Here is a 21,651-nt window from a genome sequence, read left to right as displayed (position 1 = left end):
AACCCTTCGCCCGACGCCTCGCGTCGTCTTGACCTACACGCGTTGGCGGGCATGCGTCCGTAGCCGGACGGGGTCCGACGCGAGCCGTGACAACGCGGATGGGGGCCAGACCAATGAGCCCTCCGGGCCGCCCGCCGCAATCACGCGTTGCGCCAACCCAGCTGGTCTGCTGGGCTAAAGGGCCATCGCGGCCGAGCGGTTGATACGCCGTCGGCGGATAGCGCGGTAGCGTCGCGGCAGATGGTAAAGGGTGCTTAGTGCTCGATTTCGGCGCCGCTCGATATGAGGCCACATGAGACGAACCGCCGCCCAGTTCGGCCTGACCGATCAGCAATGGCAAGTTGCCAAGCATCAACTCCAGGATGCGATCATGGAGGCTGCATACGAACGCCGAATGACCTGGTACTCCGAGGTAGCCGCCAAGGTGTCCGTCATCAGCGTCGACCCTTACTCAGCGCTGATGAATCACCTGCTCGGCGCGGTGTTCGAGGACGAGCACGCGGCTGGGCGTCCCGCGTTGACATCAATCGTCACCCACAAAGATGGTGACAAGGAACCGGGGCCCGGTTTCTACAACGAAGCACGGAGTCTCGGCTACCGGTTTACGGAGCCTTATGTGTTCTGGGCCGAGCAGGTGCAGAACGTTTTCACCCACTATGGACGAAGTCAACCAGCGGTCCGCCGACGGCAGCGCGGCTGACTCGATGTTGACCGTCGTAGACGTTGGTGACGGCGTGTGCACCGTCGTCCGGCCCGCGTTGAATCGCGGCCCCGCGATGATCATCGACTGCGGCAGCACCGACCTGACCGCAGAGGTCGCCGGCCGTCGCCTGCGGGCCACCCTCGCGGACCGGATTGAGGACGTACGCACCATTGTCGTGACACATTTCGATGCCGATCACTACATGGGCCTTGTCCGGATGGCGGAGTCGATGCTCGCGATGGGCGAGCGCTTCCAATCAATGGAACTGGTGTATCCCACCATCCCGTCGCTTACTCCGCGCTACGCGTTGATGTTTGAGACTTTGTCGATGACGCGGACGGGCTTCCGCAGCCTAGATCTGGTGGAGGCACTCCAGCAGGTCACGGACGGACCACTCGCATTCCGTGCGGTTTCCCGAGGCGATATCTTCCAGGGCGCCGGCCATACGTGGCGCGTGCACTGGCCTCCGCGCGTGCTCGGCTCTGGCGTGACGCGACAGGTCCAGAAGGCCATTGCCCAGTTCGAGGATCTGGCGACAACGCTCCACGAGCGCGGCGACGACACGCTCTCGAAGAACCTCGAACGGGCTCGTCACGGTCTGTGGACACGGTTACCTGTCGACCTCGCTGACGACCTTCCGGCGCACCGGTGGCCGGCCAGAGAAACGGATGACCCGAGTTTCGCGGATGAAGAGGACTGGTCGGCGGCTCCCGACGAGGACGACTGGCGGATCGACGTTCCAGACGACCTTAGGTCCGACTTCCGCTCTGCGTGGCAGTCCTTCCGGCGGGCGAATAACAACATGTCCGTCGTGTGCGACGAAATAGTCCATCGCCATCTGGTCGCGTTCGGCGACGCCGAATCCCCTGTAATGAACGCGATCGTGGGGGACGACGCTTTGGCGGGGCTCTACACCGTCATGCTCGCCCCACACCATGGCACGCACGCGCTGCCGCGGTCGATCGGAGTCCAGGCCGTCTACTGCATTTCGCAGAACGGGTCGAGGCTCGGCCGTCATTGGCCCAAGCACCAGACCACGCATCGGAACGGACGCCCATGCCACTCTACGGCGGCCGGGAACGTCGCGGTCGGCACCAACGCACCGTGGTGCCGGTCATAAGCAATCGGATGCCGGTCAGGACTCGGCGCGGCCGTTTCGCCAGTAGCCCATGAAAGCCACCGACTTCCGGTCCCAGCCCAACTCCTTCACCAGATGCCGCCGCAGGGTGGTGATGGCCGCCGACTCCCCCGCCAGCCACGCGTAGCGGTCCCCGACCGCGCCCTCCTCCGGCACCTCCCAGATGTCGCCGTCCGGCTCCAGTTCGTCGATCTCCCCGCGGATGCCCGCCGGCACCGGTGTGCGGTGGCCCGCCACCACGTGCCGGACCGCCGCCACCAGCGGTGCGCCGTAATCATGCCCGCCGTCCCGGGAGACCCAGGTGATCCGGATGCCCGACGGCGCCGCCAACGGCTGGGCGTCCGCGGCCGACGGCACCTCCAGCACCACCTCGCCCCGCGCGTCACCGGGCAGGCGCGACAGGATCGCCGCCACCGCCGGCACCGCCGTCTCGTCGCCCGCGATGAGCAGGCGGCGGCACTCCGCCGGCGGCTGGAACTCCAGGCCGCCGTGGTCGCCGTCGTGTTCACCGTTCGGACCGATCAGGACGAGCGAGTCGCCGGGCGACGCCACGACCGCCCAGCGGGAGGCCGGGCCGCCGTCGCCGTGCAGGACCATGTCCACGTCGACCTCGCCCAGGTCCGCGCGGACCGCCGCCGCCGTGTAGGTCCGGATCGGGTTGCGGTGCGTGTCCGGCAGGGCGCGCCAGCGCGACCACCAGTCCTCGTCCGTCGGCAGGTGGTCGAAACCGAAGACCGGCACCGGCAGGCACAGCTTGATCCGCTGGTCGTAACCGTTGTCGGCGAACGACTTCAGGCAGTCCGCCACGAACGTCACCCGGACGAACGACGGCGACAGGCGACGCACCGCACCGACCGTCACCGGGAAGAACCGCCACGCGGGGGTGGTCATCAAGCGCCTCCAGACGCAGACACGGACATGGACGCGGACCCGGTGCGGGACCGCCACAACAACCAGACGAAGTACGGGGTGCCGATCAGGGCCGTGACGAGCCCCGCCGGGATCTGGGCCGGTGCGATGACCGTCCGGCCCAGGGTGTCGGCGGCGCTGACCATCACTGCCCCGAGGAGGGCGGCGACCGGGAGGGCGCGGGCGTGCCGCGCGCCGACCAGGGCCCGCGCGGCGTGGGGGGCCACCAGGCCGACGAAGCCGACCACGCCGATCGCCGACACCGCGGTCGACGTGAGCAGCGCGGCGGAGACGAGCGCGACGAGCCGGGTGCGCTCCAGCCGCACGCCGAGCACCCGCGGCGTGTCCTCGTCCAGCGCGAGCATGTCCAGGTCCCGCCGCGCGTAGGCCAGCAGCGGCAACGCCACCAGCAGGGCGACGAGCACGGGCACGACCTGACCGGCGGTACGGCCGTACGTCGACCCCGACAGCCACGTCAGCGCCTTGCCCGTGTTCCACGGGTCCGTGGCGATGATGACGGTCGTGATGACGGCGAACAGCCCGGTCTGCATGCCGATGCCGACCAGCACCAGCCGGTCGGAGCTGAGCCCGCCGCGCCACGACAGTCCATAGACGACGGCGAACGCGATCAGCGCGCCCGCACCGGCCACACCGGACATCGACCACACGGAGGCCAGCGGCACGAACGAGATCAGCGCCACCGCGCCGACGCCGGCACCGGCGGAGATGCCGAGCAGGCCCGGTTCGGCCAGCGGGTTGCGGCACACCGCCTGCACGACCGTGCCCGCCACCGCCAGCGCGGCCCCGGCGAGCAGGGCCGCGAACACCCGCGGATACCGCTGGTCGAGCACGAACGTGTAGGCCGGACCGGTCTTGCCCGACAGCCAGTTGGTGACGTCGCCGAGCAGCACCCAGGTGTCGCCGAACAGCATGCCGAGGACCAGCGCGGCCACGGCCAGCACGGCGGAGACGGACAGCACCACGACGAAGGCGCGCCGCGAGCGCAGCCGCCCCGACGTCGAGTGCGACGTGTTCCCCGCGTCCCGGTGCCGGCGCGCCAGCCAGACCAGCACCGCCGCGCCGAACAGCGACGTCACCACGCCGGTCGGCACCTCGACGCCGGCCTGCGCGCCGATCAGGCCCCGCAGCAGCACGTCCGAGCCGACGACGACGAGCACGCCGACGATGCCCGAGAGCGGCAGCAGCACCTTGTGCCGCTGCACGCCGGGCACCACCCGGGCCAGCAGCCGCACGATCACCGGCGCGCACAGCCCGACGAACCCGACCGGCCCGCACAGCGTCACGGCCGCCGCCGAGAGCAGCACGGTCAGGACCACCACGACGATCCGGGTCCGCCGCACGTGCACACCGAGCACAGTGGCCGGATCGTCGCCCAGCGCCAGGACGTCCAACCGCCGGGCGGCCAGCAGCAACAGCACCACGCCGAGCACGACCACCGGAGCCAGGCGGGTCACGGCGTCGAGGTCGCTCTGCACCAGCGAGCCGTTGCCCCACGCGTACAACCCGATGGTGTTCTGCTCGAACAGCAGGAGCAGCACCACCGTCAGCGATCCCAGTGCCAGCGCCACCGCGGTCCCGGCCAGGATCAGCCGCGTCGGCCCGGCCCGCCCGCCGGCCGACAACGCCATCACGAGGCCAGCGGCCAGCAGGCCGCCGGCGAAGGCGACCCCGCCGGCGGGGAGGACGCCCAGGGTGACCCCGAAGGCCGATACGGCCACGACCGCGAGGTAGGCCCCGGCGTTGACCGCCAGGGTGTCCGGCGACGCGAGCGCGTTGCGGGCCAACGACTGCAGCGCGGCCCCGGCCAGGCCGAGCGCCACCCCGATCACGACGGCGGCGAGCAGCCGCGGCAACCGCGAGGCGACCAGGACGTCGGCGACGCCCGCGTCACCGAAGCCAAACGCCAGTCGCAGGAGATCGTTCGCGCCGACCGACGAGGTGCCCTGGGTCAGGTGCGCCGCGGCCAGCAGGCAGGCGAGCACGAGGGCGACGACGAACGCCGCCGCCACCCGTACCCGCCTCGGCGCCGGTAGATCGGCGACGGGGGACGCCGCCGGCGCCGTTGGCTCCTTTGTGGAGAGGCTCATCAGGCCTTGTACGCCGCGGTGACCGCGTCGATCCACTGGATGCACGACTTCGGGCCGCCGAACGTCCAGATGCCGTTCGGCAGCTTGCTCACCTTGCCGTCCTTGACGAACCCGAGCGCGTCCCAGATGGCGTTGCCCGCGAGGCCCTCGGCGAACACGTCGGTGCCGTCGGAAGCGTTGTAGAAGAACCGCACGTCCTTGCCGTCGAGCGCCTTGACGCCCTCGACGTCGGTCTGGCCGAGGCCCCACTGCGGGTCGCCGGCCGCCGTCCACGCGTTCTGCAGGCCGATCGCGGTGCCGAGGTCGGAGACGAGCGCGCCCTTGCCGAACATCCGGATCGAGACGGTGCTGCCTTCCTTCCACCCGTCGGCCATGGCGAACTGCTTGCCCGCGGCGCCGGCGGAGGCGAGCTCCGTCTTGGCGGACGCGATCCGGGAGTCCAGCGACGCCAGCAGAGCCGTGCCCTCGGACTGCCTGCCGACCGCCGTCGCGACCATCGTCACGTCCTCGCGCAGCCGGTCGAGGTTGCGCGTCGCGTCGCTGCCGACGGTGACCAGCACGGGCACGTACTTCTCGAGCTGCGCCACGATCGGCGCTCCCCGCTCGGCCTCCATGACCACCAGGTCCGGCTGCAGGGCGACGACCGAGTCGACGCTCGGCTCGCCGCGGGTGCCGACGTCCTTCACCGACGCGTCCAGGGGCGCCGAGGTGTTCCAGGTCGCGTACCCCTTGTTGTCGGCGCTCCCGACCGGCATCACGCCGAGGCTGACCAGGATCTCGGTCTCGCCCCACTCCAGGCTGACGACCCGGGTGGCCGGCTTCGGGAGGGTGATCTCCTTGCCCCGGCCGTCCTTGACGGTGACCGGCCCGGTCGCGGCCGCCGACGAGCCCGCCGGCGACGGCGCGCCGGCGTCCTCGGTGGTGCCGCAGGCGCCGAGCGTCAGGGCCGCGACCGCGGCGAGGGCGAGCAAGGGGAATCGCTTCATACAACTTCTCTTTCGGTACGCGCCCGGCTGTGGTGCCGGCCGACGGGTCGGGTGGAGAGGTGGCCCGTCTCGGGGTCCACGAGGACCGAGACGGGGATGCCGTAGGTGTCGGTGAGGGCGGCCTCGGTGAACACGTCCCGCGGGTCGCCGGCGCCGACGACGCGCCCGGCGGAGAGGAGCACGACCTGGTCGGCGACGGCGGCCGCCTGGTCGAGGTCGTGCAGCACCACACCGACCGCGACCCCGTGCTCGTCGGCCAGGTCGCGGGTCAGGTCGAGGATCTCCACCTGGTAGCGCAGGTCGAGGAACGTGGTCGGCTCGTCGAGCAGCAGCACGCCGGTGTCCTGGGCGAGGCAGGTGGCCAGCCAGACGCGCTGCCGCTCGCCGCCGGACAGCTCGTCGACGGCGCGGTCGGCCATGCCGGTGACCCCGGTGACCTCCATGGCCCAGGCGATCGCCCGCGGCCCGTCGGGGTCGTCGGCCCGCCAGCGCCCGCGGTACGGGTGCCGCCCGTAACCGACCACGTCGTGCACGCTGACCCCGGCCGGCGTCGGCCGGCTCTGGGCGAGCAGCGTGACCCGCCGGGCGAAGTCGCGCGCGGACAGGGCCAGCGCCGACGCGTCAGCGAGCAGCACGTCGCCCGCGACCGGCTTGTGCAGCCGGGCGAGCGCCCGCAGCAGCGTCGACTTGCCGCTGCCGTTGGGCCCGACGAGAGCGGTGACCTGACCAGGACGCAGCGTGATGGACGCGGCGTGGACGACCGGAGTGCCGTGGTAGGCGAGGTCCAGCGTGACGCCGCGCAGGCCGGTGCGAAGTTCCCCCTGCGACACGCGGATTAGGTTAGCCTAACTTTGGAAAAGGTCAACCTAAGCTCCGGCGTGGACACTCCCCGTGACGACACGACCGCGAACGCGGCGAAACGCGTGACCACGTTGTGTAGCGTCACCCGGTGATGCACAGGCGACTCGTCACCGCGGCGGTAGTGCTCCTCGCCCTGCCCGTGACCGTCCTGCTCGCCTTCCACCGCTCGGTGCCCAACGTGGCCGGCTTCGGCAGCGTGCTCGACACCGCCGCGCCGTTGCTGCTGCTGGCCGTGCCCGTGCTGATCCTCGGCGCCGTCGTCGCCCGCACCCCGACGGCCGTCGTCGCGGCGCTGGTGCCGCTGCTGGTCTGGGGCATGCTGTTCGGCCGGGCCTGGCTGCCCAAGGGCGACCCCGGCGCCACGCAACTGCGGGTGGCCAGCCAGAACGTCAACGCCGCCAACCCCGACCCGGCCGCGACCGCGGACGCGGTGGCCGCCACCGACGCCGACGTCGTGGCCCTGGTCGAGGTGGCCGAAGGCCTGCGCGAGCCGACGGCCGGGACGATGGCGGCGCACTACGCGCACCACGTGCGGGTGTCCACGGTGGAGCTGTGGAGCCGCTACCCGATCGTCGACTACGCGCCGGTCGACACCGCGCTGGGTTGGGAGCGGGCCCTGCGCGCGGTCGTCGACACCCCCGAGGGCGAGGTCGCCGTGTACGCCGTGCACCTGGGCTCGGCCCGCCCGGGTGTCACCGCGACCCGGGACCGCTCCCTGCGGGCGCTGGCCGACGCCGTCGCCGCCGACCGGGCGGAGCGGCTGGTGGTGCTCGGCGACCTGAACACGGCCGTCACCGACCGGGTGATCGCTCCGCTGCGCGACCTCGTACGGGACGCGCAGGCCGACGCCGGCCGCGGTCCCGGTGCGACCTGGCCGGCGACGCTGCCCGTGATCCGGCCCGACCAGATCTTCTACCGCGGCCTGGTCGCGACGGCGTCGACCGTGGTGCGCACGCCGGAGACCGACCACCGCGCGGTGGTGGCCGGCTTCCGGTTCGGCTGAGACCGCGGGTCAGGACCCGCCGGGGTACGGGTTGGCGGCCCGCGCCGCCCGCAGGGCCGTCGCCCACCACGAGAGTTGCTCGAGCAGGGTCTTGGCGTAGCCCGCCGCGGCGGCGTCGAGCGGTTCGCCGTCCTGCCACCCGGTGAAGAAGTTCGGGAAGGCCAGCCCGTCCCGGATGGTCACCGCGTGCAGTTCGGTCAGCACGTTCTCGAGATGCAGCACCGCGTGCCGTCCGCCGGCCGGGCCGCCGTAGCTCACGAACGCCACGGGCTTGGCGGTCCACTGGGTGTAGTGCCAGTCGATGACCGCCTTCACCGAGGCCGGATAGCTGTGGTTGTACTCGGGCGTGACGATGATGAAGGCGTCCGCCTCCGCGAGCTTGCGGGTTGTCTCGGCCAGGCCCGCGGGCCGGGGATAGTCGGGCCCCGCGAACTTGGGCGGCGCGGCCGGCAGCGAGAGCGGGATGTCCGCCTCGGCCAGGTCGACGACCTCCACCTCGAAACCGCCGTGCGTCCGGGCCTGCGCGGCCACCCAGCTGGCGGCGGCCGGGCCGAACCGGCCCTCGCGGACGCTGCCAATGATGATCACAAGTTTGTTCCTGTCACTCACGGCGTCGACGATCCGCCGCCCGCGGCCGGTGGAACAGGCCGGTTCCAGGGTGGCCCCGACAGGGCCACCGTGCGCGTCGGGGAAGCCGCTGACCTGGTCATAAGCTCGGGGGCATGGGTACGCCGTTAGGAGACTTCGTCCGGGCCAAGCGCGACAGCATCCGGCCGGCGGACCTCGGCCTGCCGGCCTACCAGCGGCGGCGGGCGCCCGGGCTACGGCGGTCCGAACTGGCGGGGCGGGCCGGCATCAGCGTGGAATACCTGACACGGATCGAGCAGGGCCGCGATCGCAACCCGTCCGACCCCGTCCTCAAGGCGCTCGCCGACGCGCTCGACCTCGACGCGACCGAACGCGACCACCTGCGCTACCTCGCCAAGATCACGGGCAGCCCGTGCGCCGGCCACGCGCGGCCCACCCGACCCGGGACGACCGTGCGTCCCGCCGTCCGGCGGGTCCTCGGGCTCCTCGAGCCCAGCGTCGCCTTCGTGACCAACCGGCAGGGCGACGTGCTCGCGTACACCGACGGTTTCGCCGCGGTCGTGCGGGACACCGGGTTGCTCGACGCCGCGGAGCCCAGCATCACCCGCTGGGTGTTCACGGACCCGCGCGCCCGGACCGTCCTGCCCGAGTGGGACCAGGTGGCCGACGAGCAGGTCTTCAACCTGTGGCTCGGGCCCTCCGTCGAGAGCTTCGACTGGTTCACGGCGCGGTTCGCGCCGGTCGCCGGCGCCGAGTTCACCCGCCGGCTGCACCGTCACCTGCCGCCGGCCCGGGTGCCGCTGACCATCGATCATCCCCGCGCCGGCCGGTTGCGCTGGGACCGCGAGACGCTGGACCTGCCCACGCCGGACGCCCAGCAGGTGGTGGTGTGGCTGCCCGCCGACGAGGCGACCGCCGGGGCCGCGGATCGGCTGCGGTTCGGCCGGGAACGCACCGGTTTGCGTGCGGTCTGATTTGCGTACCGCCGCGGCTTTAAAGCGTTTTGTCGCTACGCGCGAATGGCGAAGATCAAGTTTCCGGCGCGTGAAGGGCGGGTAGCTTCGGCCGCGTGGCGGCGATGAAAGCGCTTTCAAAGTCGAAGGCGGCGACGATCTACGAGGTGGCGAAGCACGCCGGCGTGTCGATAGCAACCGTCTCCCGTGCACTGCGCGACTCCGATCTCGTCACCGAGGCGACCCGCGCCCGGGTCCGGGCCGCCGTGGAGGCGCTCAACTACACCCCCAACCAGTCCGGGCGCGCGCTGGCCGAGGGCCGGCACGCCGCCAACGGGATCGTCTTCCCCGACCTGACCGGCCCTTACTACGCGGAGGTCGTCCTCGGCTACGAGGAGATCGCCGCCGAGCTGGGCCGCAGCGTGCTGATCCTGACCACGCACGGGCGCCGCGACGCCGAGGCGGCGGTGCACGACCTCGCCGGCCGGGTCGACGGCCTCGCCGTCATGGGCAACACCGTCGGCGACGACACCGTGCGGGCGATCGCCGCCACCGGCGTACCCCTGGTGCTCCTCGCCCGCCCGCCCGTCGACGGCATCGACACCATCCGCACCCGCAACGAGCGCACAGCCGCCGAGCTCGCCGAGCACCTCGTCGCCCACGGCCACCGCCGCTTCGTCTTCGCCGGCGACCCGCAGGCCGCGCCGGACATGGCCGGCCGGTACGCGGGCCTGGTCAAGGTGCTCCGCGCGCACGGGCTGCCCCGGCCCGACCTGCGGCCGTGCGCCTACGACGTCGAGGCCGGTGAGCGGGTCGGCGCGCAGCTCATGGCCGACCCGCCGGACGCGGTCGTCTGTGCCAACGACGAGGTCGCCCTCGGCGTGCACATCGCCGCCGAGGCCGCCGGCCGCTCCGTGCCCCATGACCTGGCCGTGACCGGATGGGACGACGTCCTCGCCGCCCGGTTCGCCGGCCTGACCACCGTGACGCAGCCGATGCGCGAGCTGGGCGCCACCGCGGCGCGCTGGCTCGACGAGCGCATCGGCGAACGAAGCACGGGCCCGGACCGCGCCAACCCGCGGCGCCGGGTCCTCCCCACGCGGCTCGTCACGCGACGCAGCTGCGGGTCACACCCCGTGGAAACACCCGATCCCCTCGGAGGTACGGCATGAGAAGGAGCAGGCTCGCGACCGTGGCGGCGGCCGCGTTAGCCCTGTCCGTGGCGCTGACCGGTTGCGGTCGCGACTCGGGCGGCGGCCAGGACGACGCGAAGGCCGTCGCGGAAGGCAAGGCCAGCGGCGAGATCACGGTCTGGGCGATGGGCACCGAGGGCGAGAAGCTCGGTGAGTTCGCCAAGGCGTTCATGACGGAGAACCCCGACGCCAAGGTCAACGTGACGCCGGTGCCCTGGGACGCGGCGCACCAGAAGATCGCCAGCGCGATCGCGGCCAAGCAGACCCCCGACGTGTCGATGATCGGCACCACCTGGCAGGGCGAGTTCGCCAAGACCGGCGCGCTCGACCCGACGCCGCCGGACCTGATCAAGAAGGAGGAGTTCTTCCCCGGCGCCTGGGACACGACGGTCGTCGACGGCTCCTCCTACGGCGTGCCCTGGTACGTCGAGACCCGCGGCATCTTCTACCGCAAGGACCTGGCCACCGCGGTTGGCTTCCCCGAGGGCCCCAAGACCTGGGACGACCTGACGGCGATGGCCACCAAGATGAAGGCCAACGGCGTACGCGAGGGCTTCCACCTGCAGCCCGGCAAGACCGGTAGCTGGCAGTCCGTGATGCCGTTCGCCTGGTCCAACGGCGCCGAGGGCGTGTCCGCCGACAAGGTCAGCTTCGACTCGCCGGAGATGACCGAGGCCCTGGGCTACTACCAGTCGTTCTTCAAGCAGGGCCTGTCCGGCACCGACCTGCCCGAGGGCGCGCTCGAGCCCGACTTCGTCAGCGGCAAGATCGGCGCGTTCATCTCCGGGCCGTGGCACATCGGCCTGCTCCAGGAGAAGGGCGGCGCCGCGTTCGCCGACAAGTGGGCGATCGCCCAGATGCCGATGAAGAAGTCGGCGACCTCGTTCATCGGCGGCAGCAACCTGGCCGTCTTCAAGGACGCGAAGAACCGCGACGCCGGCTGGAAGTTCGTGCAGTGGCTGAGCAAGCCCGACGTGCAGGTGAAGTGGTACCAGGAGGTCAAGGACCTGCCGTCCGTGCAGTCCGCCTGGGACGACAGCACCCTCTCCGGAGACCCGTACCTCGCGGTGTTCGGCAAGCAGCTCGAGGACGCCAAGGCTCCGCCCGCGATCCCGACCTGGGAGCAGATGGCGGCGTCGTTCGACCTCGAGGTCGAGAAGCTGTGCAAGTCCGACGTGGACCCGGCCGCGGTGGCGAAGGCCATCCAGGAGAAGGCGTCCGGCATCGGAACCGGGAGCTGAGATGGCCGGCGCCCCCGTGGCGACGGCTCCGGCGCGGTCGGTCGAAGGGAAGACCTCCGACCGGCCCGCCGGGTCGGTCCAGCGGCGGCAGCGTCTGCGCCGGGCGCTGACCGGCTGGGCCTTCTCCGCGCCCTTCACCGTGCTCTTCCTGGTGTTCATGGCCGTCCCGGTCGTGGTCTCGCTGGTGATGAGCTTCACCGACCTGCGCTCGACCGACCTGCGCAACCCGTTCGCGGTCAACTTCGTGGGCCTGGACAACTACACCCGGCTCTTCTCCGACGACCTGTTCCTGCGCTCGTCGGTCAACACGCTGGTGTTCGTGGTCGTCGGCGTGCCGCTGACCATCGTGGTCGCGCTGGCCGCCGCGACGGCGCTCAACTCGGGCCTCCTGCGCTTCCGGGCGCTGTTCCGGGTCGGCTTCTACCTGCCCGTGGTGACGAGCATCGTGGCCGTCGCGGTCGTCTGGCGGTTCCTGCTCGACCCCGAGGTGGGCCTGGTCAACGGCCTGCTGGGCGTGGTCGGGATCGACGGGCCGAGCTGGCTGTTCGACACGAAGCTCGCCCTGCCCTCGCTGATCGTCATGGCGACCTGGCGCAACTTCGGCTTCCTCATGGTGATCTTCCTGGCCGGCCTGCAGGCCATCCCGGGTGACCTCTACGAGGCGGCCACGCTCGACGGCGCCAGCCGCTGGCAGCAGTTCCGGCACGTGACGCTGCCCATGCTGCGCCCGACGCTGCTCTTCGGTGGCGTGGTCACCGGCATCGGCTACCTGCAGTTCTTCGAGGAGCCGTTCGTGATGACCCAGGGCGGCCCGCTCTCCTCGACGCTGTCGGTGAGCTACCACATCTACAACCAGTTCGGGTTCGGCAACTACGGCTACGCGGCCGCGGCCAGCTACGTGCTCTTCGTCGCGATCGTGGCGCTGTCGGTCATCCAGTTCCGCTTCCTCGGAGAACGCAAATGACCACAATGGATCGAGGCGTACGCGGCCGCGACCGCGTCGCGAAGGCGGTGCTCTACACGATCCTGAGCATCAGCCTGCTGGCGGTCGTGGGGCCGTTCGTCTGGATGGCGCTCTCGTCGTTCAAGCCCGAGGGCGAGATCCGCAGCGTGCCGCCGACCTGGTGGCCCGAGACGTTCACGCTGGAGAACTTCCGCGACCTGTTCTCCCGCCTGGACTTCCCGCTGTTCTTCTTCAACTCGGCCCTGGTGGCCCTCGCGGTGACGGTCGGCAACCTGCTGTTCTGCTCGCTGGTGGGCTACGCGCTCGCGAAGCTGCGCTACCCCGGCAAGCGGGTGCTGTTCCTGGCCGTGCTCGGCATGCTCATGGTGCCCGGCATGGTCACCTTCGTCCCGCAGTTCGTGCTGGTCAGCAACATGGGCCTGACCAACACGTACGCGGGGCTGATCCTGCCGTTCCTCGTCGGCCCGTTCGGCGTGTTCCTGATGCGCCAGTTCCTCCAGTCGATCCCCGACGACCTGATCGAGGCCGCCCGGGTCGACGGTGCCGGCGAGTTCCGGATCTTCTGGCGCGTCGTCCTGCCGCTGTGCCGGCCGGCGCTGGCCACACTCGGGATCCTCACGTTCCTCGCGTCCTGGAACAACTTCCTCTGGCCCCTCGTCGTCGCCACCACGGAGGACAAGTACACGCTGCCGGTCGCGCTGGCGCTCTACAGCATCGGGCAGAACCGCACCGACTTCGGCCTGCTGCTGGCCGGCGCCGTCGTGGTGGTGCTGCCGGTGCTGATCGTGTTCCTGCTCCTCCAGCGGCACTTCATGCGTGGCATCGCGACAACCGGACTCAAGTAAGGAGACTCATGCGACGCATCCTCGCTCCCGTCGTCGCGCTCGGGCTGGTGCTGGCGGGCGGCGGATCAGCCGCCGCGGCCGCGCCGGACACCAAGGGCGCCGACCGCACGCTGACCGCCTACGCCAAGGACACCTGGCGGTCGATGGTCGCCATGACCGACCCCCGGACCGGCCTGGTCGCCGACAACGTCAGCGGTGACCTGAAAACCGACTCGACCTACACCTCCCCGACCAACATCGGCGGCTACATGTGGTCGGCGGTGGTCGCCCGGGAGCTGGGCTTCATCTCCCGCAAGGAGGCCCGGGACCGGATCTCCCAGACGCTGGACACCCTGGCCCGGATGGACCACCACGAGCAGTCCGGCATGTACTTCAACTGGTACGACCCGCGGGACGCCTCCGTCGTCCGGGTCTGGCCCGAGGACGGCAGCACGATCTACCCGTTCCTGTCGAGTGTGGACAACGGCTGGCTCGCCGCGGCGCTGCGGGTCGTCAAGGGTGCCGTGCCGGAGCTGCGCGGCAAGGCCGACCGGATCCTGTCCAAGATGAACTTCGGCTTCTACTACAACCCCGCCGCGACCACGCCCTTCGGCGCCAGCGGCCTGATCGCCGGTGGTTTCTGGGACGCCGAGCCGCCACCGCCGCCGCAGTGCTCCGTGCAGCGCGACGGCACCTGGTTCACCTGCAACCACTACGACATCACCGTGACCGAGCCGCGGATCGCGACCTACCTCGGCATCGGCGCCGGGCAGATCCCGGCCGAGGCCTACTACAACACCATGCGCACGCTGCCGGCCACCTGCGACTGGAACTGGCACGAGATGCAGCCCGTCGGCTTCGACACGACCTACGAGGGCGTGCCGGTCTACGAGGGCGCGTACGAGTACCGCGGGATCCGGTTCGTGCCGAGCTGGGGCGGCGACATGTTCGAGGCGCTGATGCCGGACCTGTTCGTGCCTGAGGAGCGGTGGGCGCCCAACAGCTGGGGCCGCAACCACAAGGCGACCGTGGCCGGGCAGATCGAGCACGGCCTGCACGACGCCGGCTACGGCTACTGGGGCTTCTCCCCCGCCAGCAACCCGAGCGGCGGCTACGCGGTGTGGGGCGTCGACGCGATGGGCATGGACACCAACGGCTATCCCTCCGACGTGGAGCAGTCGCGGTACGACGCGGGCTTCGGTGACTGCCGCCCGGCCGGCGCCGAGCCGGACTACGGCGACGGCGTGGTGACACCGCACGCGGCGTTCCTCGCGCTGCCGTACGCCAAGGGCCCGGTCGTCGACAACCTGCGGGGCCTCAAGGCCAACTTCGACGCGTACGGCCCCGGCGGGTTCTACGACGCCGTGGCGGTCGGCAGCGGCACCGTGGCCAAGCGGTACCTCTCGCTCGACCAGGCAATGATCATGGGTGCGCTCGGCAACGAGCTCGCCAACGACCTGATAAGGAAGTCATTCGTGGACAAGCGCTTCGAGCAGCGGATCCGCCCGCTGATCGGGCAGGAGACGTTCAACATCCCGGCCGACCAGCACCTCCCCCAGCTTGGTGGAGCGGGCGCATGACGGTCGGCGACATCGCCGCGCAGGCGCGGGCACAGTGGGTCGCGATGATGGGCAGCGGCGGGGCGCAGGATCGCGCACCCGGCGAGCCCGACGCGGCCGACCTGCCCGCGCCGGCGGGGCTCGTCGCGGTCCCCGGCCGCGGCCAGGTCACTCTCCGCTGGGAACCGGTCGAGGGGGCCATCGGGTACGCCGTGCACCGCGCCACCAGCGCCACGGGCCCGTTCACCGTCGTGGACCACGGCGGGGGCGACGTCCTCGCCGTGCCGCACGGACCCTACGCGGACACCACCGTCGAACCGGAACGCGAATACTGGTACGCCGTCGCGCCCCTGGCCACCGTGACCGCGATGGGTCCACTGTGCACGCCCGTGCGGGGCGCGGCGCTCGGCGGCCCCGAGGCGGTGGCACCGCTGCTGCTCGAGGTCGACGCCGCCGGTGACGCCGGCCCGCTGCACCGGCCGTGGCGCTTCATGGTGGGCTCCGAGCACCTGTCCCACCTGCTGGAGACCGACCACACCGGCGGCCGCGAGATCGGGCCGGAGCTGCGCGACGCCCTGGCCCGCACCCACGAGCAGCTCGGGGTGGAGACCGTGCGGGCGCACGGGATCCTCTGCGACGACCTCGGCGTCTACCGCGAGGTCGATGGCCGGCCGGTCCACGACTGGACGGGCATCGACCGGGTCTACGACACCGTGCTGGCGCTGGGCATGCGGCCGATCGTCGAGCTGGGCTTCATGCCCCGCGACCTGGCGAGCGACCCGTCCCGCACCGTGTTCACGTACCGCGGCATCATCTCGCCGCCGAAGGACTGGGACCGCTGGGGCGACCTGGTCCGCGCGCTCGTCGCCCACCTCGTCGACCGCTACGGCCTCGACGAGGTGCGGGACAACTGGGCGTTCGAGGTGTGGAACGAGGCCAACCTGTCGGTGTTCTGGTCGGGCACGCCGGGTGAATACTGGCGGCTCTACGAGATCAGCGCGCGGGCGGTCAAGGACGTCGACCCGGGCCTGCGGGTCGGCGGGCCGGCCACGGCCGCGGTCGGCTGGGTCGACCGGCAGCTCGACGTCGACGCCCCGGTCGACTTCGTCTCGACCCACATCTACGGCAGCCCGCCGCTGGATCTGCGGGGCATCACCGCCGCGCGCGGCCGGGCGGATCTGCCGCAGTGGTGGACCGAATGGGGCGTCACCGCGACCCACGGCAACGAGATCAACGACACCGTCTTCGCCGCCACGTTCCTGCTCCGCGGGATGCGTTCGGCGGCCGGCCGGATCGAGTCGCTGGCGCCGTGGGTGGCCTCCGACCACTTCGAGGAGCTGGGCCGCCCGCCGCGCTTCCTGCACGGCGGCTTCGGCCTGCTCACGGTCGGCAACCTGGCCAAGCCGAAGTTCTGGGCGCTCTGGCTGGCCCAGCGCCTCGGCGACACGGCGCTGCCGGCCCGGCTCTCCGGCGACGGCGCCGACAGCCTGGTCGAGTCGTGGACGGCCCGGGGCGCCGACGGCACGGTCGGCGCGCTGGTCTGGAACGGCACGCTCGACCACGCCAAGCGGGACGGCGACAAGGTGCTCGACCGGTCGGTGACGGTCCGCGTCGCGGGCCTGCCCGGCCGCCGCTACGAGGTCCGCCGGTGGCGGGTCGACGCCGACCACGGCAACGTGGCCGGCCGGTGGCAGGCGATGGGCGGCGGCGCGTGGCCGACGGACGCCCAGTGGGCGGACCTGGCCGCGGCGGACCACCTGCCCGAGGCCGAGCCGGTGACCACGGTCGAGCCCGCTGACGGCGTGGTCGATGTGACGGTCGACCTGCCCAACCCGGCCATCGCCTACATCGAGCTGACGCCGGTCGGCTAAGGAACGGTCCGTTCTTAACGGTTTCCGCAGAGGAACGGTCCGTTGTTAACGCATCGCGTTAACAACGGACCGTTCCTTACACCGCCGGCGGTGGGACCGTCGTCACCGGGGACGACGCCAGGACGGCGCCGGCCCGGTCGAGCCCGTCGACGGTGACGAAGACCGCCGGGCCGGGGATCGGCACGGCGGTCTCGAAGCCGGTGCGGTCGGCGGTCGCCGCGGCCGTGAGCCGGCCGGGTCGCATCCCTGAACGGACCCGCCAGCGGGTCACCGCGGTCGCGCCGTTCCAGCTCGCGTACACGGTCACCGCCTCCCCCGCGCCCCGGACCGCGGCCACCGCCGGCAGGTCGCCCGGGGTGCCGGACCAGTCGAACTTGTAGGCCCGGTACGAGCCGTTGTCGGCCGGCAGCGCGCCGGCGGCGACCAGGGTGCCGTCCGCCGCGTACTCCGTGAACCAGGGTTGCTGTCCCCAGCCCACCAGCGATCCCCCGCCCGGCAGCTCCTGCATCGAGCCCTGGCTCGGCGCGAGCAGCGCGTCCGGATGCGCGAGCGAGCGGACCATCCCCGCGGTGCGGGCCGCCTCGTCGACGTCGAGGACCAGGCCGCGCGACGCGTTCGCGTGCGTGGTGATGCCCGCCTGGTTGTCGAACAGGCCGAGCGTGCCGTCGGATCGGCGGCGCGCGTCGTGCTGCCACGCGAACGCCGCGTCCGGGCCGAGCGTGAAGTCGCTCCGCTTCCCGCCGAGCCGCCAGCGGACCGCCCCCGAGCCACGGTCGATCTTGTAGATCGTCCAGGTGTGCCGGGCCGAGACCAGCAGGGTGCCGTCGCGGTCCACCTCGACCGAGTTCGCGTGCAGGTAGTCGTACGGGATCCGGCCGCTCGGCGCCGCATACGACTCCTCGAGATCGACGTGGTCGCGGGCCCGCCAGCGGAAGACGACCGCGCCGGTGGCCACGTCGATCTCGTAGAGGACGTTGTCGACCAGCGCCCCGTCGCGCGGGCCGCCGGCGGCGGACAGGTCGGCGGCGACCGGCTCGTACGCGAAGAAGATCGCCGTACCGTGCGGGGTGAGGACCAGGTCGTGCTGGTCCGCGGGCACCGGGCCGGGGGCCCGGAGCCGGCGGATCTCCCGGTACGCGCGGTCGACGATCACGAACTCGCCGGCGCCGATCCCGTACTTCGGGTCGATCGTCCCCTCCCACCAGGTGATCACCGGCTCGCCGGCCAGCCGCTGCACCCGCGCGTCGACGGCGACCACGCCCGGCCCGGTGACCTGGCGGAACCAGACCGGCTGGCCGGCGCCGTCGACCAACAGCGGCCCGCGCCCGCCCGCCCCGGCCGCCGGGGTGAGGAAGACGAGGCCGGCCGCGGTCGGGCCGGTGGTGCGCACGTCGACGACGGGGACCGCGAGGTCGGGGCGGGTCACGAACCGGGGCGGGGCGGGGGCGTCTGCGGCCGGTGCGGGTGCGGTCGCGGTGCCGCGGCCGAGGGCGAACCCGCCGCCGCCGGCCGCGGCCGCCACGGCCAGCCCGGCACCGCCCGCGAGCAGCCGCCGCCGGGTCAGCCGGCCGCGTGGGTTGTCGCTCATCGGCAATCAGCCTGCCGGTCCGACCTGACAGCGACCCGGGCAGAACCTGGCCGTTGGCTGAACGGGGCGTGGCAGCGGGAGCGTCCGTGGCTTAGCGTTACCGCCGTGCCCCCGACCGCTGTGCCCCCGACCGCGCTGCGCGAGCGGCTGCGCCGCACCCTCCGCGACGCCCTGCGCGCCCGCGACGCCGTCGCGGCCGGCGCGCTGCGCGCCGCGATCGCGGCGATCGACAACGCGGAGGCGGTGCCCGCGGCGCATCCGGACGGGTTCGGCTCCGCGCCGATGGGCGCGGTGGGCGTCGGCGCCGCCGAGGTGCCCCGGCGCACGCTGGACGGCGACGAGATCCTGCGGATCGTCCGCGCCGAGGCGGCCGACCGGATGGCCGCCGCCGCCCAGTTCGAACGCCTCGGCCAGGTCGACGCGGCGGCCCGGATGCGGGCGGGCGCCGAACTGCTGACCGCGATCACCGACGCCGGCTAGCCCCAGGTGACCTCGCGGGCGTAGGCGGAGAAGTCGCGCGGGTCCCGGCCCAGCGCCGCGCGGACGCCGGAGGTCGGCGCGACGTTGCGGCCGTCGAGCACCTCGCCGAAGAGGTAGGTGATCAGGGCGATCTCGTCGTCGCCGAGGCCGAGGCCGCGCAGGGTGGCCGCGTACTCGTCCAGCGGCACCGCCACGAACGTCACCTCGCGGCCGGCGGCCTTGGCGATCTCCTGGACCGCCTCGGCGAACGTCAGCGCGCGCGGCCCCGTCACCTCGTAGACCCGCCCGGCGGGCGCGGCGCCGGTCAGCGCCGCCACGGCCACGTCGGCGACGTCGTCACAGTGGACGAACGGCTCGGGCACGTCGCCGGCCGGCAGTACCAGGGTGCCCTCCCGCACGCCGTCGGCCATGAAGGCCTCGCTGAAGTTGTGCATGAACCAACTCGCCCGGACCACCGTCCAGGCGGTGCCGGTGCCGGCCACCGCGTCGGCGAGGGCGCGCTCGCTGGCCTGCGCCTCCTCCTCGCCTCGGCCGGAGAGCAGCACGAGGTGGGCGACGCCGGCCGCGACGGCCGCGCGGGCCAGGTCGCCGATCAGCGCCGGGCTGCCGGGCACGGCGAGGTCCGGATAGAAGGTGACGTACGCGGCCCGGACGCCGTCGAACGCGGGCGCCCAGGTGGAACGGTCGTGCCAGTCGAACCGCGGGCTGCCGGTGCGCGAGCCGACCCGCACCGGGATGCCGCGCTCCCGCAGCGCCGAGGCGACCCGCCGCCCGGTCTTGCCGGTGCCGCCGATGACGAGGATGGTCTGGTCGATGTCTGTCATGCGTCCAGTACAGCCGCGATCGGCGCGCGCCTGAATGGCTCAGGCGCTCGGCGGCATAAGCGGGCGTCTCAGGGTCGGAACGAGTAGCCGTGCTCCACGATGCGGGCGGCCGACTCGGTGTGGGCGTCCGCGTCGGGCGCCCAGGTGCCCAGGCCGTCGACGTAGCGGTTGAACATGCAGAACGCGGCGGCGATCAGCACCGCGTCGTGGATCTCGACGTCGGTCGCGCCCGCCGCCCGGGCCGCCTCGATCAGGGCAGGGGTCACCGCGCTGCCGGAGCGCTGCACCGCGTCGGCGATCCCCAGCAGCGCGCGGAGCTTGGCGGAGACGGGCGCGGTCGTGGGGTCGGCCCGCACCTGGTGGACCAGCGCCATCCCGGAGTCGAGCTGCGCGGCGGCGAAGGCGGAGTGCGAGTCGCGGCAGAACGTGCACTCGTTGAGCGTCGACACCCGCGCCGCGATGAGCTCGCGCTCGCCCCGGGTCAGCGAGTTGGGCGCCGTCAGCAGCGCGTCGGCGAGGGCCAGCAGCGGCCCGGCGGTCTCCGGCCGGTACCGCAGCAGCCCGGAGATCCCTGGCAACGTCTTCTCGTCGAGACCGAGGTCGATATGCGCCATGCCGATCACCCTGCCATCCCGGCGGGTGCCCGTCACCTCCGTCCGTGCGCGATCCTCCCGCGAGCGATTGACGTGGAGCACCCGGCAGGAACAGGGTGGGTCGATGCGGGTACTGGGCCTGAGCTCCGGAACATCGCACGACGGCATCGACGCGGCGCTGGTCGAGTTCAGCGTGACGCCCGGCGGCGCCGACCTGCGCGGGCGGCTGCTGCACCATGCGACCACGGCATACGAACCCGCGTTGCGCGCGGCGATCCGGGCGGCGCTGCCGCCCGGCAAGGTGCGGCTCGGCGACGTCTGCGGGCTGGACACCCGGCTCGGCCAGGCGTTCGCGGGCGCGGCGACGGCGGTGCTCGACGCGGCCGGCCCGGCCGACCTGGTCTGCTCGCACGGGCAGACGCTGTTCCACGCCGCCACCGGCGGCACGCTCCAACTCGGCCAGCCGGCCTGGATCGCCGAACGGACGGGGTTGCCGGTGGTCGCCGACGTCCGGGTGCGCGACGTCGCCGCCGGCGGGCAGGGCGCTCCGCTCGCGCCCGTCCTCGACCTGATGCTGCTCGCCGGCAAGAAAGGGCGCTGGGGCGCGGTCAACCTGGGCGGCATCGCGAACCTGACGGTGGCGGTGCCCGGTGAGGCCACGGCCTACGACACCGGGCCCGGCAACGCGCTCATCGACGCGGCCGCGCTGGCGGTAACCGGCGAGCCCTACGACCGCGGCGGCGCGCTCGCGGCCACCGGCACCGTGCGCACCGAGTTGCTGGACCGGCTGCTGGTCGACCCCTACTACGCGCGTACGCCGCCCAAGTCGACCGGCAAGGAGCTCTTCTCACCGGCCTATCTCGACGGCGCGGGCAGCTATCCGCCGGCCGACCTGCTGGCCACGCTGACCGAGCTCACCGCGGTCACGGTCGCCGCCGAGATCCGACGACACCGGCTCGACCACGTGGTGATCTCCGGCGGCGGCGTGCACAACCCGACCCTGCTCGACCGGCTCACGAGAATGGCCCAGGGCGCGACGCTGGTCCGCTCCGAGGACCTGGGGCTCCCGGCCGACGCGAAGGAGGCCGTGCTGTTCGCGCTGGTCGGCTGGCTCACCTGGCACGGCCTGCCGGGCGCGGTGCCGGCCGCGACGGGCGCGCGCGGGCCCCGGGTGGTCGGCGCGATCACCCCGGGCGCCGAGCCGCTGCGGCTCCCGGCGCCTCTGACGAAGGTCCCGCACAAGCTGACAATGGAATAGCCGGGTA

20 protein-coding genes are annotated in these 21,651 nt (G+C 72.4%); 12 read left to right on the top strand and 8 right to left on the bottom strand.

Annotated features, from left to right (window positions below; all coding sequences use genetic code 11):
- Positions 1-292 precede the first annotated feature (292 nt).
- Positions 293-700 carry a hypothetical protein gene (locus Asi02nite_RS33575; protein ID WP_203718042.1) on the top strand — a complete coding sequence of 136 codons (408 nt, stop codon included), beginning with the start codon at positions 293-295 and terminating at the stop codon, positions 698-700.
- The gene (locus Asi02nite_RS33570) at positions 657-1,823 is read left to right on the top strand and encodes an MBL fold metallo-hydrolase (RefSeq protein WP_203718041.1); all 1,167 of its coding nucleotides are present in this window, start codon (positions 657-659) and stop codon (positions 1,821-1,823) included. Before Asi02nite_RS33575 ends, Asi02nite_RS33570 begins: the two co-directional genes overlap by 44 nt.
- A 15-nt stretch (positions 1,824-1,838) precedes the next feature.
- Here Asi02nite_RS33570 and Asi02nite_RS33565 read toward each other — a convergent pair whose 3' ends face one another.
- From Asi02nite_RS33565 to Asi02nite_RS33550, 4 genes are read right to left on the bottom strand one after another with little or no spacing between them, the layout of a single operon-like run.
- Positions 1,839-2,732 (bottom strand): siderophore-interacting protein, encoded by an 894-nt coding sequence (locus Asi02nite_RS33565; protein ID WP_203718040.1) that lies wholly within the window; start codon positions 2,730-2,732, stop codon positions 1,839-1,841.
- A complete protein-coding gene (locus tag Asi02nite_RS33560; RefSeq protein WP_203718039.1) occupies positions 2,732-4,858 on the bottom strand; it encodes an iron ABC transporter permease in 2,127 nt (708 codons plus the stop codon). The genes Asi02nite_RS33565 and Asi02nite_RS33560 overlap by 1 nt, the downstream gene beginning before the upstream one ends.
- The gene (locus Asi02nite_RS33555; RefSeq protein ID WP_203718038.1) at positions 4,858-5,844 is read right to left on the bottom strand and encodes an ABC transporter substrate-binding protein; all 987 of its coding nucleotides are present in this window, start codon (positions 5,842-5,844) and stop codon (positions 4,858-4,860) included. The genes Asi02nite_RS33560 and Asi02nite_RS33555 overlap by 1 nt, the downstream gene beginning before the upstream one ends.
- On the bottom strand, positions 5,841-6,674 hold the full coding sequence (locus Asi02nite_RS33550; protein WP_239127390.1) for an ABC transporter ATP-binding protein: 834 nt from the start codon (positions 6,672-6,674) through the stop codon (positions 5,841-5,843). Before Asi02nite_RS33550 ends, Asi02nite_RS33555 begins: the two co-directional genes overlap by 4 nt.
- Before the next feature lie 122 nt (positions 6,675-6,796).
- On the opposite strand from Asi02nite_RS33550, the gene Asi02nite_RS33545 reads away from it, so the two are divergent.
- On the top strand, positions 6,797-7,708 hold the full coding sequence (locus tag Asi02nite_RS33545) for an endonuclease/exonuclease/phosphatase family protein (RefSeq protein ID WP_203718045.1): 912 nt from the start codon (positions 6,797-6,799) through the stop codon (positions 7,706-7,708).
- Positions 7,709-7,717: 9 nt separating this feature from the next.
- On the opposite strand, the gene Asi02nite_RS33540 is transcribed toward Asi02nite_RS33545, so the two are convergent.
- Positions 7,718-8,296 carry an NADPH-dependent FMN reductase gene (locus Asi02nite_RS33540; RefSeq protein ID WP_239127388.1) on the bottom strand — a complete coding sequence of 193 codons (579 nt, stop codon included), beginning with the start codon at positions 8,294-8,296 and terminating at the stop codon, positions 7,718-7,720.
- A gap of 134 nt (positions 8,297-8,430) precedes the next feature.
- Between Asi02nite_RS33540 and Asi02nite_RS33535 the strand changes: the two genes are divergently transcribed.
- From Asi02nite_RS33535 to Asi02nite_RS33505, 7 genes are all read left to right on the top strand, one after another.
- A complete protein-coding gene (locus tag Asi02nite_RS33535; RefSeq protein WP_203718036.1) occupies positions 8,431-9,270 on the top strand; it encodes a helix-turn-helix domain-containing protein in 840 nt (279 codons plus the stop codon).
- A 104-nt stretch (positions 9,271-9,374) separates the two neighbouring features.
- The gene (locus tag Asi02nite_RS33530; protein ID WP_203718035.1) at positions 9,375-10,421 is read left to right on the top strand and encodes a LacI family DNA-binding transcriptional regulator; all 1,047 of its coding nucleotides are present in this window, start codon (positions 9,375-9,377) and stop codon (positions 10,419-10,421) included.
- Positions 10,418-11,683: a sugar ABC transporter substrate-binding protein gene (locus Asi02nite_RS33525; RefSeq protein ID WP_203718034.1), complete on the top strand. Its 1,266-nt coding sequence runs from the start codon at positions 10,418-10,420 to the stop codon at positions 11,681-11,683. The genes Asi02nite_RS33530 and Asi02nite_RS33525 overlap by 4 nt, the downstream gene beginning before the upstream one ends.
- Position 11,684: 1 nt before the next feature.
- On the top strand, positions 11,685-12,647 hold the full coding sequence (locus Asi02nite_RS33520; RefSeq protein ID WP_203718033.1) for a carbohydrate ABC transporter permease: 963 nt from the start codon (positions 11,685-11,687) through the stop codon (positions 12,645-12,647).
- Positions 12,644-13,492, top strand: coding sequence for a carbohydrate ABC transporter permease (locus tag Asi02nite_RS33515; RefSeq protein WP_239127387.1), 849 nt, complete (start codon positions 12,644-12,646; stop codon positions 13,490-13,492). Before Asi02nite_RS33520 ends, Asi02nite_RS33515 begins: the two co-directional genes overlap by 4 nt.
- Before the next feature lie 8 nt (positions 13,493-13,500).
- Positions 13,501-15,051: a DUF3131 domain-containing protein gene (locus Asi02nite_RS33510; RefSeq protein WP_203718032.1), complete on the top strand. Its 1,551-nt coding sequence runs from the start codon at positions 13,501-13,503 to the stop codon at positions 15,049-15,051.
- Positions 15,048-16,901 (top strand): GH39 family glycosyl hydrolase, encoded by a 1,854-nt coding sequence (locus Asi02nite_RS33505; RefSeq protein WP_203718031.1) that lies wholly within the window; start codon positions 15,048-15,050, stop codon positions 16,899-16,901. Before Asi02nite_RS33510 ends, Asi02nite_RS33505 begins: the two co-directional genes overlap by 4 nt.
- A gap of 76 nt (positions 16,902-16,977) precedes the next feature.
- Here the strand turns inward: Asi02nite_RS33505 and Asi02nite_RS33500 are convergent, their stop codons facing one another.
- A complete protein-coding gene (locus Asi02nite_RS33500) occupies positions 16,978-18,489 on the bottom strand; it encodes an arylsulfotransferase family protein (protein ID WP_203718030.1) in 1,512 nt (503 codons plus the stop codon).
- Between the two features lie 105 nt (positions 18,490-18,594).
- On the opposite strand from Asi02nite_RS33500, the gene Asi02nite_RS33495 reads away from it, so the two are divergent.
- Complete coding sequence (locus tag Asi02nite_RS33495; RefSeq protein WP_239127386.1) at positions 18,595-18,969, top strand: hypothetical protein; 375 nt, start codon at positions 18,595-18,597, stop codon at positions 18,967-18,969.
- On the opposite strand, the gene Asi02nite_RS33490 is transcribed toward Asi02nite_RS33495, so the two are convergent.
- Together Asi02nite_RS33490 and Asi02nite_RS33485 are read right to left on the bottom strand one after the other, a co-directional pair.
- Positions 18,966-19,793, bottom strand: a complete 828-nt coding sequence (locus Asi02nite_RS33490) for an NmrA family NAD(P)-binding protein (protein WP_203718029.1) — start codon at positions 19,791-19,793, stop codon at positions 18,966-18,968. The genes Asi02nite_RS33495 and Asi02nite_RS33490 overlap by 4 nt on opposite strands.
- A 68-nt stretch (positions 19,794-19,861) precedes the next feature.
- Positions 19,862-20,407, bottom strand: a complete 546-nt coding sequence (locus Asi02nite_RS33485) for a carboxymuconolactone decarboxylase family protein (protein WP_203718028.1) — start codon at positions 20,405-20,407, stop codon at positions 19,862-19,864.
- A gap of 103 nt (positions 20,408-20,510) precedes the next feature.
- Between Asi02nite_RS33485 and Asi02nite_RS33480 the strand changes: the two genes are divergently transcribed.
- Positions 20,511-21,644, top strand: a complete 1,134-nt coding sequence (locus tag Asi02nite_RS33480; protein WP_203718027.1) for an anhydro-N-acetylmuramic acid kinase — start codon at positions 20,511-20,513, stop codon at positions 21,642-21,644.
- The last annotated feature ends 7 nt before the right edge of the window (positions 21,645-21,651 follow it).

Origin of the sequence: Asanoa siamensis (genome assembly GCF_016862555.1) — a bacterium.
Classification (GTDB): Bacteria; Actinomycetota; Actinomycetes; order Mycobacteriales; family Micromonosporaceae; genus Asanoa; species Asanoa siamensis.
This window is presented reverse-complemented; position numbering and strand designations above follow the sequence as displayed.

Bases quoted from the DNA above. Each gene is read 5' to 3' on its own strand.
- Asi02nite_RS33570 (WP_203718041.1), top strand. From the start codon at position 657: ATGGACGAAGTCAACCAGCGGTCCGCCGACGGCAGCGCGGCTGACTCG.
- Asi02nite_RS33505 (WP_203718031.1), top strand. From the start codon at position 15,048: ATGACGGTCGGCGACATCGCCGCGCAGGCGCGGGCACAGTGGGTCGCG.
- Asi02nite_RS33520 (WP_203718033.1), top strand. From the start codon at position 11,685: ATGGCCGGCGCCCCCGTGGCGACGGCTCCGGCGCGGTCGGTCGAAGGG.
- Asi02nite_RS33575 (WP_203718042.1), top strand. From the start codon at position 293: ATGAGACGAACCGCCGCCCAGTTCGGCCTGACCGATCAGCAATGGCAA.
- Asi02nite_RS33480 (WP_203718027.1), top strand. From the start codon at position 20,511: ATGCGGGTACTGGGCCTGAGCTCCGGAACATCGCACGACGGCATCGAC.
- Asi02nite_RS33485 (WP_203718028.1), bottom strand. From the start codon at position 20,407: ATGGCGCATATCGACCTCGGTCTCGACGAGAAGACGTTGCCAGGGATC.
- Asi02nite_RS33535 (WP_203718036.1), top strand. From the start codon at position 8,431: ATGGGTACGCCGTTAGGAGACTTCGTCCGGGCCAAGCGCGACAGCATC.
- Asi02nite_RS33525 (WP_203718034.1), top strand. From the start codon at position 10,418: ATGAGAAGGAGCAGGCTCGCGACCGTGGCGGCGGCCGCGTTAGCCCTG.
- Asi02nite_RS33555 (WP_203718038.1), bottom strand. From the start codon at position 5,844: ATGAAGCGATTCCCCTTGCTCGCCCTCGCCGCGGTCGCGGCCCTGACG.
- Asi02nite_RS33515 (WP_239127387.1), top strand. From the start codon at position 12,644: ATGACCACAATGGATCGAGGCGTACGCGGCCGCGACCGCGTCGCGAAG.
- Asi02nite_RS33565 (WP_203718040.1), bottom strand. From the start codon at position 2,732: ATGACCACCCCCGCGTGGCGGTTCTTCCCGGTGACGGTCGGTGCGGTG.
- Asi02nite_RS33490 (WP_203718029.1), bottom strand. From the start codon at position 19,793: ATGACAGACATCGACCAGACCATCCTCGTCATCGGCGGCACCGGCAAG.
- Asi02nite_RS33530 (WP_203718035.1), top strand. From the start codon at position 9,375: ATGAAAGCGCTTTCAAAGTCGAAGGCGGCGACGATCTACGAGGTGGCG.
- Asi02nite_RS33545 (WP_203718045.1), top strand. From the start codon at position 6,797: ATGCACAGGCGACTCGTCACCGCGGCGGTAGTGCTCCTCGCCCTGCCC.
- Asi02nite_RS33510 (WP_203718032.1), top strand. From the start codon at position 13,501: ATGCGACGCATCCTCGCTCCCGTCGTCGCGCTCGGGCTGGTGCTGGCG.
- Asi02nite_RS33560 (WP_203718039.1), bottom strand. From the start codon at position 4,858: ATGAGCCTCTCCACAAAGGAGCCAACGGCGCCGGCGGCGTCCCCCGTC.
- Asi02nite_RS33500 (WP_203718030.1), bottom strand. From the start codon at position 18,489: ATGAGCGACAACCCACGCGGCCGGCTGACCCGGCGGCGGCTGCTCGCG.